Source organism: Paracidovorax citrulli (genome assembly GCF_900100305.1).
GTDB lineage: Bacteria > Pseudomonadota > Gammaproteobacteria > Burkholderiales > Burkholderiaceae_C > Paracidovorax > Paracidovorax citrulli.
Window position 1 is genome coordinate 38,494 of the sequence record NZ_FNEY01000012.1, and the last position, 12,079, is coordinate 50,572.

General features: G+C 69.8%; 8 protein-coding genes. 3 read left to right on the plus strand and 5 right to left on the minus strand.

Features of this window, described 5'->3' with window-relative positions:
* Window positions 1–20 precede the first annotated feature (20 nt).
* Complete coding sequence (locus BLR99_RS10125; protein ID WP_048857475.1) at window positions 21–635, plus strand: nitroreductase family protein; 615 nt, start codon at window positions 21–23, stop codon at window positions 633–635.
* Between the two features lie 130 nt (window positions 636–765).
* Here the strand turns inward: BLR99_RS10125 and BLR99_RS10130 are convergent, their stop codons facing one another.
* From BLR99_RS10130 to BLR99_RS10150, 5 genes are all read right to left on the minus strand, one after another.
* Entirely contained in the window at window positions 766–1,770 is a 1,005-nt protein-coding gene (locus BLR99_RS10130) for a WD40/YVTN/BNR-like repeat-containing protein (RefSeq protein ID WP_048857476.1), read from the minus strand.
* 24 nt (window positions 1,771–1,794) lie between these two features.
* Window positions 1,795–4,185: an efflux RND transporter permease subunit gene (locus BLR99_RS10135; RefSeq protein WP_061855767.1), complete on the minus strand. Its 2,391-nt coding sequence runs from the start codon at window positions 4,183–4,185 to the stop codon at window positions 1,795–1,797.
* A gap of 99 nt (window positions 4,186–4,284) precedes the next feature.
* Window positions 4,285–5,934, minus strand: a complete 1,650-nt coding sequence (locus tag BLR99_RS10140; protein WP_017438671.1) for a DUF1302 domain-containing protein — start codon at window positions 5,932–5,934, stop codon at window positions 4,285–4,287.
* A gap of 27 nt (window positions 5,935–5,961) precedes the next feature.
* A complete protein-coding gene (locus BLR99_RS10145) occupies window positions 5,962–7,365 on the minus strand; it encodes a DUF1329 domain-containing protein (protein ID WP_017438672.1) in 1,404 nt (467 codons plus the stop codon).
* A 42-nt stretch (window positions 7,366–7,407) separates the two neighbouring features.
* Window positions 7,408–8,859, minus strand: a complete 1,452-nt coding sequence (locus tag BLR99_RS10150) for an aldehyde dehydrogenase family protein (protein WP_048857495.1) — start codon at window positions 8,857–8,859, stop codon at window positions 7,408–7,410.
* A 380-nt stretch (window positions 8,860–9,239) separates the two neighbouring features.
* On the opposite strand from BLR99_RS10150, the gene BLR99_RS10155 reads away from it, so the two are divergent.
* A complete protein-coding gene (locus BLR99_RS10155) occupies window positions 9,240–10,211 on the plus strand; it encodes a helix-turn-helix domain-containing protein (RefSeq protein ID WP_048857478.1) in 972 nt (323 codons plus the stop codon).
* Window positions 10,212–10,513: 302 nt separating this feature from the next.
* Window positions 10,514–11,986, plus strand: coding sequence for an APC family permease (locus BLR99_RS10160; protein WP_048857479.1), 1,473 nt, complete (start codon window positions 10,514–10,516; stop codon window positions 11,984–11,986).
* Window positions 11,987–12,079 lie beyond the last annotated feature (93 nt).

Below are 12,079 nucleotides of genomic sequence, written 5' to 3' on the forward strand. Positions count from 1 at the left end.
TCAGAAACCAGGAGTTTTCCATGTCCCAGTCTCTTCCGCTCCGGCAGCCCGACCATCCGATCCACAGCGTATTCACCGACCGCTGGTCGCCCCGCGCCTTCACCGGCGAGCCCATCCCGGAGCCCGGCCTGCTGGCCCTGCTCGAGGCCGCCCGCTGGGCGCCGTCGGCCTACAACGCCCAGCCCTGGCGGTTCATCTACGCCCGGCGCGATACCCCGAGCTGGGATCCCATCTTCCAGGCGCTGGAGCCCTTCAACCAGGGATGGGCCGGGCGGGCCGCGGCCCTGGTGGCGGTGGTGTCCGCCGAGCAGGCCGTGTTCCCGGGCGAATCCGCGCCTGCGCCGAATGCCTGGCATGCCTTCGATGCAGGGGCCGCCTGGGCCAGCCTCGCGCTGCAGGCCACGCTGTCCGGCTGGTCGGCCCATGCCATGGCCGGCTTCGATGCCGGGGCCGTGCGGCAGGCGGCGGCCATCCCCGAGGGCTATGCGGTCCAGGCCGTGGTGGCGATCGGCCGCCGGGGCGACAAGGGCGTGCTGCCCGAGGGGCTGCAGTCGCGCGAGTCGCCCAACGGCCGCCTGCCGCTGGCGCAACTGGCCTCGGAAGGGCGCTTTCCCGCAGGAGCGGCGGGCGCCTGACGTTTCCGGAGGCAGCCGGTTCCCCGGTTCATGCCCGCGGCGCCGCTCCGGTGCAGCGGGCTTTTTTTGCGTCCGCCCGGCGCGTGGCGCGTGGCGTCTGGCTGCCTGATGGCCCCGCCGGCGGCAGGCGTCAGCGGGCGGTGGCGGCCGGCGCGACGGGCCCCTGCCGCGAATAGAACACGTCCGGCCGGTCGGGGGTGCCGGCGCCGGCCACCACGCTGGTCAGTGCCATCCGGTCCGGCCGGATTTCGGTGGAGAAGGTGGCGCCGCCGTCGGTGCTGCGCAGCACCAGCCCGTCCAGGCCCACGCCCACCACCGAGCCGTCCCGCGCCTGCAGCGCGGTGATGGAGGACTGGCTGTGCGTTTCCACGCGCTGCCAGGCGCGGCCGTCGTCACCGCTGCGGTAGAGGGAGCCGCGCAGGCCGGCCGCCAGCAGCGTGCCGTCCGGCGTGGCCGCGCCGGTCCAGAACGAACCCTGGTAGCCGGTGGGCAGGTAGGTCCAGGTCCGGCCCTGGTCGTCCGAGCGCAGCACCGTGCCTTTCTCGGCGGCGGCGAAGAGCCGGCCGCGCGCATCCGCGAACAGGCCCAGCAGGTTCAGGTCGGCCTTGCGGGCGCCCTCGGGCGGGGGCAGTTCCACCTTCCGCCAGGTGGCGCCCCCGTCGTCCGTGGCCAGCACCAGCGACCACAGGCCGACCGCCACGCCGTGGGCCGGGTCGAAGAAATGCACCGCGAAGAGCGGGCGGTCCTCCTGCAGGTCCTTGCGCTGCAGGCTCCAGGTTTCGCCGCCGTCCGCGGTGTGCAGGATCACGCCGGCATGGCCCGCGGCCCAGCCGTTGCGCGCGTCCGCGAAGGCCACGGATGTCAGCGTCACGTCCACGGGCACCGAGCGCGCCTGCCGGTGCGTGCGGCCGCCGTCGTCGGACAGCAGCACCACGCCGTGGTCGCCGACCGCCACCAGGCGGCTGCCCGCCAGCGCGCTGCCCAGCACCATGGCCTGGGTGGCATAGGGAACCTGCCGCGCCGCGGAGATGGCCGGCTCGTGGGCGGCACCCGTGCCCGGCGCGGACTGGGCGAGGGCGGCGCCCTGCAGGCACAGAGCCGCGGACAGCAGGAGGGGAGGAAGGCAGGGACGCATGGGCGGGTCCTGGAAAGGGGCGGATCAGTCGTGCTGCAGCCCGGTGGCCTGCACGGGCCTGCGGCGGGGGAAGAGGCGTTCCAGCCAGACGGCCACCGCCGGCAGGGCCGTCATGGCCATCACCATGTTCACCATGAACATGAAAGCCAGCAGCTTGCCCATGTCGGCCTGGAACTTCAGTTGCGAGAACGACCAGGTCGCCACGCCGATGGCCAGCGTGATGGCCGTGAAGATGGTCGCCGTGCCGACCTCGAGGATGGCGGATTCCACGGCCTTGACGATGCTCTGGCCGTGGGCGAGATGCATCAGCAGCCGGTTGTAGATGTAGAAGGCGTAGTCCACGCCGATGCCCACCGCCAGCACCATCACCGGCAGCGTGGCCACGGTCAGGCCGATCTCCAGCTCCTTCATGAACCAGTAGCCGATGAAGGTGCCCACGGTGAGCGGCAGGCAGCAGGCCACGACGGCGCGCAGGTCGCGGTAAACCAGGAACACCAGCACGATGATGGCGGCATACACGTAGAGCATCATCGGCAGTTCGCTCTTCTCGACCTCGTCGTCGATCGCCGCGAGCACGCCGGCGTTGCCCGAGGCGAGGCGGATGGCGATGCCGTCCTGCCTGTCGCCTTCGCGGAAGCGCTTCACGGCGTCGATCACGCGCTGGATGGTGGCCGCCTTGTGGTCGGTCAGGAAGAGGTGGACGGCCGTCATGCTGCAGTCCTTGCGCATCATGCCGGGCAGGCGCGCGATCTCGGTGGACAGGGCCGCGTAGTTGCCCGGGTCCAGCGGGATCACCGCCATCTTCGGATGGCCTTCGTTGTAGCCCTCGTTGTAGAGCCGCAGCTGCCCCGCGTACGAAGCCACGGACAGCACGCCCTCCACCGGCTGCATGGTCCAGGTGAAGCGGTCCTGGTAGAGCCCGATATTGACGTTGCCGCAGCTGTCCGGTGGCGCCTCGAAGACCACGGTCAGCCAGTCCAGGCCGGTGTCGTAGCTGCCGGAGATGGCGACCGCGTCGCGGTTGAAGCGCGAATCCGCGCGCAGCTCCGGCGCGCCGGGCTGCAGCGTGCCGACCACCCGGTCGCGGCTTTGCCACACGGCGGCGGCGAACACCACGGCCGTGGCCGCCAGCACCAGCAGGGCGTTGCGCGGCTCCGCCACGCGGGCGAGCACGCGCAGCCAGCCCGAGCGCCGTTCGCGCTGCACCAGCGCCGCGTCGGCGTAGCGCTTGCCGATGTCGAAGTACGAGGCCGCCACCGGCAGCATCACCAGGTTGGTGACGATCTTGTAGGCCACGCCCAGCGAGGCGGTGATCGCCAGCTCGCGCACCATCGGGATGGGAATGAGCAGCAGCGTGACGAACGAGACGAAGGCCGTCACCAGGGCCAGCGTGCCCGGGATCAGCAGGCCCGTGAAGCTGTCGCGGCAGGCGTCGTAATTGGAGCGGCCATGCGATATCTGCCGCACGATGAAGTTGATCTGCTGCACGCCGTGCGATACCCCGATGGCGAACACCAGGAAGGGCACCAGCACGCCGAGCGGGTCCAGGCCGAAGCCGATCAGCTTCAGCGTGCCGAACTGCCACACCAGCGAGGTGAGCGAGCACACGATCGGCAGCAGCGTGAAGCGCACCGAGCGGCAGTACCAGTACACCGCCACCGCCGTCAGCAGCAGTGCGACGGCGCAGAACTTCAGCACCGAGCGCGCGCCGTCGGCGATGTCGCCGATCTGCTTGGCGAAGCCGATGATCTGGATCTCGAAATCCGCGTCCTCGAACTTCGCGCGGATGCGCTCTTCCAGCAGGTGGTTGTAGGCCACGTAGTCGAGCCGGATGTTGTCGGCGCCGACCTCCAGCAGCTCGGCGGTGACCATGGCGCTGGTTTCGTCGCGCGAGACCAGCGTTCCCACGAATCCGCCCTGCGAGGCGGCGCGGCGGATGCCGGCGATGGACTCGGGCGTGAGCTGGCCGGGCGTGATGGTGCTGTCGATGAGCGGGTCGGCCCGGAAGCCTTCCTCGGTGATCTCGTTGACGAAGCTGTTGGGCGTCCAGACCGAGCGCACGCCCAGCCGTTCGATGTTGGGCAGGTAGCCGACGGCCTGGGTGACCTCGTACACGCGCTGCAGCGCGGCGGGCGTCCAGATGCTGCCGTGCCGCGCCTTCACCACGATGTTGAGCCGGTTGGCGCCCAGCACGTCGTTGCGGTATTCCTTGAAGGTTTCGATGTACTCGTGCCCCATGGGCATCTGCTTCTCGAAGCCCGCGTCCATGCGCAACTGCACCGCGAACCAGGCCATCACGGCGGTGAAGACGGCCAGCGCGGCGAGCAGCGCGGTCCGGTGGCGGAAGACGAGCTGTTCGACGCGCTGCACGGCGCGGACGAGGGCGGACCGGGGAGGGGAAGCGGAATCGGGCACGGGCGGCTTTCGGCAGGCGGTCGGAAGGCAGAGGTTCGGGAGACGGGGCAGCGCGCGTCCGTGGGGCGGCAGGGCCTCGGGCGCCGCGCCACTCCCGCGTCAGAAGTTCCGCGACAGGGTGAAGCCCAGGTAGTTGCGGTCGCGCAGCGGCTGGTCGAACACGCGCTTGCCGCCGAAGAAGGCCGCATAGTTGATCGACGCCTGCCACTTGGCAGGGTTCTGCACGAAGCTCACCGTGAGGTTGACGGACTTCGCGCCTTCCATGAGCTGGCCGGCCGCGTTGGGCGTGCGGCCCTTGACGGCCTGGAAGTAGTAGATCTCGGGGATCACCTGCCAGCCGGGGATGACCGTGCCGTCATACACCCAGCTGAAATCCAGGTTGTATCCCCACGCCGTCCTCGAGCCCATGGGCGAGGGCGACGCACCCGCGTTGAATTCCTGGCCCCAGCCCCAGGCGCCCGCGGAGATCGGATCCGCGCCGTAGAACTGCTTCAGGTGCGGGTAGCGCACCACCACGGTTTCGGCCATCAGCGTGGCGGTGCTGGCACCCAGCAGATCGAGCAGCCATTGCCCGTTGCTGGGCGTGACGCTGTAGAGGCCGGTCAGGTGCCACTGGAACTTCTTTTCGTCCACCCAGCAGTTGCCCCCCTGCGAGGCGCAGCCGGTGGCGGCGGAATTCAGCGACACCGCATCGCGCGGCCGGTAGGACAGCTCGGTGCCGAGGGACCAGTCGCCCGCCGGCATGTTCGCGCTCACGCCGTAGAGCCGGCGGTTCTCCGCGAACGTCCAGCCGGCGCGGCCCGTGTTTTTCACGTTGGTGCTGAAATTCGCGCCCTTGTCCTGGTAGTTCAGCACGTACGCGCCGAGGTTCAGCGAGGTGCCTTCCGGCTGGTAGCGCAGCGCCACGCCCCATTGGCCCGCGTTCTTCGGCTTGTCCTCGACGAGGCCGTAGGTACCGTGCCCCTTGCCGAGGCCGTTGGCGGTGGACCAGTAGCTGCCCGTGGGCGGCATGTAGTTGCCGTTCCAGTGCGTCTGCACATAGGCCTCGGCATTCAGGCCGTGGCCCAGGCCGCTGGCGACGCTCACCATGGGCGCGGGCAGCAGCACTTCCTTGAGCTGGGTGCCGGGCTGCGAGGCGCGCATCACGTCCACCGCGTTCGTGCTGTTGATGCCGCCGGACAGGAACAGGCTCTCGCCCCAGTTGATCACCTGGTTGCCGATGCGCACGCGCGCGCGCTGCTCGCCGATGTCGAAAGACTTGCTCACCCACAGGTCCAGCAGGCGCGCCTTGAACCGCAGGTCGCGGCGCGCATCCGGCGCCAGGCCGTCCCGCAGCCCGGAGGGTGCGCCCGCGGCGAGGTAGCCGGTGGTGTCCGACCCGGTGAAGTCCTTGATCCAGTTCACCCGCCCGAGGAAGGTGATGTCGGACGGCATCTTCAGCAGCAGTTCGTGGCTGCCCTTGAGGTAGGTGGTGAAGGCGTCGCCCTTGGCGTAGTTGAGGTTGCCCTGGTCGCCCAGCGCCGAGGTGGGCGCCAGGCAGCCCGCGGGGGCGCCGTCGCCGGCGGCTCCGGCGTTGATGAGCGTGCAGGCGGGGTCCTTCATGCGGATGCCGGTGCCGACGGTGACCGTCGAGTCGAAGCTGCCGCGGATGTTCTCCGTCTCGAACGTCATGGCGTGCGCGCCGGTGCCGAGCAGCGCGGCGGCGGCCAGCGCGGTCGTGCGCAGGCGCGGGGGGTGATGGGGGGTCATCCTGGTCTCCTGGTGGGCGCCCGGGGCTCAGCGCTCGCTGATGGCGCGGAGGTTGTCTGAGGTGAAGAAGCTCGACTTGAACCGCGGGCCGGCGGGTTCGGTGAACCAGCGGATGTCCTTGCCGACGCCGACCGTGTGCGTGTCGAAGACGTAGCGCCCTTCGGCCAGGTTGTTCTGCACCATGGCCATCACGTCGCAGCTGCCGGTCTCATAGACGGGGATGAGGAAGCCCTCGCGCATCTTCGCGAGCTTGTTCTGGCCGTCGAAGTCGTCCATCAGCACCGGCGCCCAGCTGTCCTCGTCGAGATAGATGGTGCGCTTCGGGGCGGAATGCCGCATGCCGGCCTTCACCGTCGCCTCGATCACCCACACGCGATGCAGTTCGTAGCGGCGGTGCGTCTGCGCGATGAAGTCCGGCCTGGCGACGTCCTCGAACTTCGCCTTGAAGTCGAACGCGCCGAACGCGTTGTAGGGCACGTACATCTCCTTCTTGCCGACCAGCTTCCAGTCGAAGCGGTCCAGGGCGCCGTTGAACACCTGCGGCTCGTCCAGCGTGTACTGGTTCTCCATGCCGATCTGCGGCGCGTCGTGCGAATAGGTGGGCATGCGCCGCACGCGCCGCTGCCCGGGGAAGTAGTAGAAGGTCTCGTTCTCGGCCTGGTTGATGTATTGCGTGATCGCCAGGGCCTGGCCGGCCAGCGCCGCGGGCGCCACATAGCCGAAGTACACGTAGAACTCCACGGGCGGCAGCGAGGACAGCTGCGTGGAGCCTTTCGCGCCCGAGGGGATGAACACGGTCTGTTCCGAATCGGCCCGGATCCACTCCGTGCTGCCGCGCCGCGGCGACACCGCGGTGATCGTGCCCTTGTAATCGATGCCCACGCCGCGGTAGCGCATCTTGGAGTTCCACATCGCTTCCACGCCGGAGGAGGGGATGGGGAACGGGTAGCCGGGCACGGTGGCCTCTTTCAGGCTCCAGCCGTCGTCGTTGAGCTTCGCGGTGCCCAGGTTCCCGCGGGTGTTGGCGGCCACGAAATCCGGCACGCCGCAGGTGCGGTGCGACGGATAGACGTCCATGCGGTAGTCCTTGCGCTGCTTGAGCATGGCCAGTTGGCCGGCGCTGAGCTTGTCCGCGTACTTGTCGGCGTTGGAAGCGTCGATGGTCAGCAGCGGCTTTTCATCCTTGTGCTTCCAGTAGTCCAGGCGCAGCTTGCCCCATTCCCATCCCGGCCGCGGGGCCTCGGCCCCCTGCCATGCGGGAATGGTGCCGTCCTTGTTGCCTTCCTTTTCCGCGCCGGACGGCGTGAGCTTGTCCAGTTGGGCGGGGTCGGCCGCATGGGCGGCGAAAGGGAGCGCGAGCAACTGGGCCGCGAAAACGGCCGTGCAGGTGGCGCGGGAGAGCGGGGCGGGGGAGAGGGGCGTGCGGAACATGGGATCTCCGTGGGTTGGCTGTGTTCGGTCGGCCGTCCGCGCTCAGGGCAGCAGGATGGTGATGACCTTCTCTTCGGTGTAGGCGATGGCGCCGACCAGGCCGCCTTCGCGCCCGATGCCGCTGGTCTTCACGCCGCCCCAGGGCAGGTTCGCCTCCAGGGGGCTCCAGCAGTTGACGCCCACGGCGCCCACGCGCACGGCTGCCGCGACGCGGTGCGCGCGCGCCAGGTCGTTGGTCCACACCGTGGCCGCCAGGCCGTAGCTGGAGTCGTTGGCCAGTGCGATGGCTTCCTCCTCGGTGTCGAACGCGATGACCGTGCCCACCGGGCCGAAGATTTCCTCGCGGGCGATGGTCATGGCGTTGGTCGCGTTGGCGAAGATCGTGGGCTTCACGAACCAGCCCTTGTCCGGTGCCGAGACGCCGCCGGCGAGCAGTTCGGCGCCTTCCTCCAGCCCCAGGCGGATGTAGCGGTTGACGCGCTCGAACTGGGCCTTCTTCGCCACGGGGCCCATCTGCACGCCCGGCTGTCGCGGATCGCCCACGGCCACGGCATCGGCGGCCTCGGCCAGCGCGGCGGCGAAGCGCTGCGCCAGGCTGCGCTGCACCAGGATGCGGGAGCCCGCCGCGCAGACCTGGCCCTGGTTCACGAACAGGCCCAGCGCGCAGCCGCGCAGCGCCTGCTCGAAGGAGGCGTCGTCGAAGACGATCTGCGCGCTCTTGCCACCCAGCTCCAGGGTCACGCGCTTGAAGGAGGCGCCGGCGATCTGCTGGATCGCGCGGCCGGCCTCGGGGCTTCCGGTGAAGCTGATCTTGGCGACGTCCGGGTGCTCGCACAGCGCGCGTCCCACCACGGCGCCATGGCCCGTCACCACGTTGACCACGCCATCGGGGAAGCCGGCCTCCTTGCACAGTGCCGCCAGGTGCAGCGCGGACTGGGGCGTCTCTTCCGACGGCTTCACCACCACGGTGCAGCCGGCCGCGAGCAGGGCGGCGAGCTTCCACGTGGTGATCATCAACGGGGAGTTCCAGGGAACGATGGCGCCCACCACGCCCACCGGCTCGCGCACGGTATAGGAGAGCGTGCGCGTGCCCATGTACCCGCTGGTCGGAATGGTGCGCCCCTCGAGCTGGTTCGCCCAGCCCGCCGCCGCGCGCAGGTGGGACACGGCATTGGGCACGTCCATCATGCGCGGCTCCATGGGCGAGCGGCCGATGGCCTGCGCGTCCATGTCGGCCAGCAAATCCGTATCGCGTTCCACCAGGTCGGCCAGGCGCAGCAGCAGGCGCGCGCGCTGGGCGCCCCCGAGGCGGCTCCAGGCGCCGCTGTGCAACTGGGCATGCGCGGCCGCGACGGCGCGCTGGATGTCTTCGGCCGTGCCGCGCGCCGCGGTGGCGTATTCCTGTTCGTTCACGGGATCGACCAGTGCCATCCGGCCTCCGTCGGAGGCTTCGGCGGGTGCGCCATTGATGAAGTGCTTCAGGGAGTGGTTCATGGGCATGTGGCGGTGTGTTCTGCAACGATGGGAAACGGGTGTCACCGGAGGCGCGCTCCTTCCGGAGCAGCCGCCCGGTGCGGCGGTGCCGGAAGTTTCGGGTTCGGCTTCCCGGCCGCGTTAGCCCAAATCAGCAACTGCATGCGCTGCGGCGCGGGCTTGCGTGGAACGTTCCACGGACCGGGCTGCGGCCTTTTCCCGGTTCGGGTGCATGCACCGCGCCGGGGCTGCGATGTGGTGCGTGGTGCACTGGCAGCGGGCGGCTGGCGGGGGTTTTCCCGGCTGTATGTGGGAATGTCCGATTGCACAATTCTTGCAATGTGGCAGAGACGCCAGGCCTGCACCCGCGGGCCGGCCCGCGCAGGAGGTTCCGTCGGACCATGAATCAGTCGATCGATCGGTTTCAAGATATCCATGTGCACGCATCCGCCGTGCGCGAATGGCACCAGACCTACAGCCAGATCACGGCGGGGGCGTTGGAGAGTTCACTCATCCAGCTCAACAGCGCGCGCTGCCACGTGTTCCGCGAGCACATCAACCAGCGCGTGGTGCAGCACGGCGAGGCGCCCCGCGGCAAGCTGTGCTTCGCGGTGCCCATCGCCATTCCCGGCTCCATCCGCATGCAGGGTCGCGAGGCGGACGACAAGAGCATCTTCGTGCTGCGGGGCGGCGAGGAATTCATGTTCCACATGCCCATGGGCATGGACCTGCTGGCCATCACGTTCGAGCAGTCGTTCTTCGACCAGGCCCTGGCCGACACGCCATGGGAGCATGAAATCGGCATGCTGCTGCGGCAGCCGGTGATCAAGGTGCCGCAGCAGCGGCTCGAGGAGGCGCGCCGGCGGCTGCTCTCGATTTTCTCGCGGGCCATGGCCCCGAACGATGCGGGCGTGTCCCTGCAGGGCGAGCCCTCCCAGGCGCTGGAGCAGGCCATGCTCGAGGAGATGCTGCGGCTCGTGACCGACCCCGCCTGCGACAGGGCGCAGCGCCACGTCAGCTCCACGCACAGCTTCATCGTGGAAAAGTGCCACCGGCTCGCGATGTCCGATGCCGTCAACGTGCCCAGCGTCATGGACCTGTGCGAGCGCCTGCACGTGAGCCGGCGCACGGTGCAGAACAGCTTCCGCACCGTCGCGGAAACCACCCCGCTGAACTACCTGCGCTCGGTGCGCCTCAACGGCGTGCGCCGCACGCTGATGTCCACCGCGCCCTCCGAGCTGTCCATCGGGGATGCCGCTTCGGGCTGGGGCTTCTTCCATCTCAGCCACTTCGCCGCCGAGTACCAGGGCCTTTTCGGCGAGCTGCCGTCGCAGACGCGCCGCGCCGACGCCGCGCGCCGGCTGGCGAACTGAGCATCTCCTCCAGCCCGCCGCTCAGTCAGCCCGCCTCTCAGTTGCGCATCGGCAGCGTCGCGACGGCGGGCGGATGGGCTGCCGCGCGCGCTGTCTGCGCATCCGCGGCGCCGCGCTGTCCTGCATGGATGCGGCGTCCGTGCCGCGCCGCGGTCCGCCGCGCCGGCTTGCCGATCCGGGCTATCGCCTGCCGGCCTGCCGTTCTTAGACTGCCGCCTGCCTCGGCCCGGGCCCTGCTTGCGCTCTTCGCGCGGCGCCCGGGCTCCGACACGACACGACACGCCGAGCACGGAGATGAATGTATGGAATGGACAGACCCCCATGTGACCGGAGCGCAGCAGGCCGGAGCGCCTCACTCCACGGGCCTGCGGCGATCGACGCTCGGCGCGGGAGTCATCACGCTGCTCGTGATCTCGGCCGCCAGTCCGCTGAGCGTGGTGGCCGGGGGCTTTCCCATCGGCATCATGCTGGGCAACGGCGCGGGAACGCCCGCGCTCGTGCTGGTGGCGCTGGCGCTGCTGCTCATGTTCGCGGCCGGCTACACCGCCATGGCCACCTGCGTCACCAGCGCGGGCGGCTTCTATTCGATGGTCGCCCGCGGCCTGGGCGGCCACGCGGGCGGGGCGGTGGCGATGGTGGCCATCCTCGGCTATGTCGTGCTGCAGTTCGGCCTGTACGGCCTGCTGGGGGCCGTCACCTCGGAGGCGATCCACGCGCTGTCCGGGTGGCAGTTGCCGTGGTGGTCGTGCGCCCTGGCGGCCATGGCCTCGGTGGCCTACTTCGGCTACCACCAGATCGATTTCTCCGCGAAGATGCTGGCCGGCTTCGTGGTGGCCGAGTACGCCGTCGTGCTGTGCCTTGACGTGCTGATCCTCGCGCACGGCGGCGCCGACGGCATCCACCTGCGCTCCTACACGCCGCAGGCCATCTCCGGCGGCAATCCCTTCATCGGCCTGCTGTTCTGCTTCGCCGCCTTCATCGGCTTCGAGGCCACAACCATCTACAGCGAAGAGGCCAAGGACCCGCGGCGCAGCATCCCGGTCGCCACCTATGCCGCGCTGCTGCTGGTGGGCTGCTTCTATTCCTTCTCGCTGTGGTGCCTCGTGATCGGCGCGGGCAGCGACAAGGTCGTGGCGTCCATCGCCGCGCTGGAGGATCCGACGAACTTCCTCTACCTGCTCTCCGACCAGTACGGCGGGCCGCGGCTCACCCTGGTGCTGCGCGGCATGTTCATCGTCAGCATCTACGCGGGCCTGATCGCGTTCCACAACTCCACGGCGCGCTACTTCTACTCCATGGGCCGCGAGGGACTGCTGCCCGCGGTCCTCGGCCGCACGCATCCCGAATACAAGAGCCCGCACATCGCCTCGCTGCTGCAGACCGCCCTGTGCGCGGTGGTGGTGATCGGCTTCGCGGTGGCCGGCGCGGACCCGGTGCTGTCGGTGTTCTCCTGGCTCAGCAACCTCGCCTCGGTGTGCGTGCTGGCCCTCATGGTGTGCACCGCCGCCGCCGTGATCGTGTTCTTCCATGGCCGGCCGCGCGGCCATGGCCGCCTGCGCGTGCTGGTGCTGCCGTTGCTGGCCTGCCTGGGCCTGTGCGCGGTGCTGGCCCTCGCCGTGGCCAATTTCCACGTCCTGACGGGCGCCAGCCCCCGGGCATCCTTGGTGCTCGTGGGCGCCGTGCCGGTGGCGGCGCTGCTGGGCCTGTGGGCTGCCCGGCGGCTGCGGCGGCGCGAGCCGGGCCGCTTCGCGGACCTGGGCCGGGACCGGGTGTAGCCCGCTGCGGCGCGCCGGACGGCAGGCCATGGGTCCGATCGACCACGCGACCCAGCGGAACGCCGCGCTGGTGGTGCAGGCCGCCGCCGCGGA

Coding starts and splice junctions, on each gene's coding strand:
- BLR99_RS10155 (WP_048857478.1), top strand. CDS start 9,240: ATGAATCAGTCGATCGATCGGTTTCAAGATATCCATGTGCACGCATCC.
- BLR99_RS10160 (WP_048857479.1), top strand. CDS start 10,514: ATGGAATGGACAGACCCCCATGTGACCGGAGCGCAGCAGGCCGGAGCG.
- BLR99_RS10145 (WP_017438672.1), bottom strand. CDS start 7,365: ATGTTCCGCACGCCCCTCTCCCCCGCCCCGCTCTCCCGCGCCACCTGC.
- BLR99_RS10150 (WP_048857495.1), bottom strand. CDS start 8,859: ATGAACCACTCCCTGAAGCACTTCATCAATGGCGCACCCGCCGAAGCC.
- BLR99_RS10125 (WP_048857475.1), top strand. CDS start 21: ATGTCCCAGTCTCTTCCGCTCCGGCAGCCCGACCATCCGATCCACAGC.
- BLR99_RS10140 (WP_017438671.1), bottom strand. CDS start 5,934: ATGACCCCCCATCACCCCCCGCGCCTGCGCACGACCGCGCTGGCCGCC.
- BLR99_RS10130 (WP_048857476.1), bottom strand. CDS start 1,770: ATGCGTCCCTGCCTTCCTCCCCTCCTGCTGTCCGCGGCTCTGTGCCTG.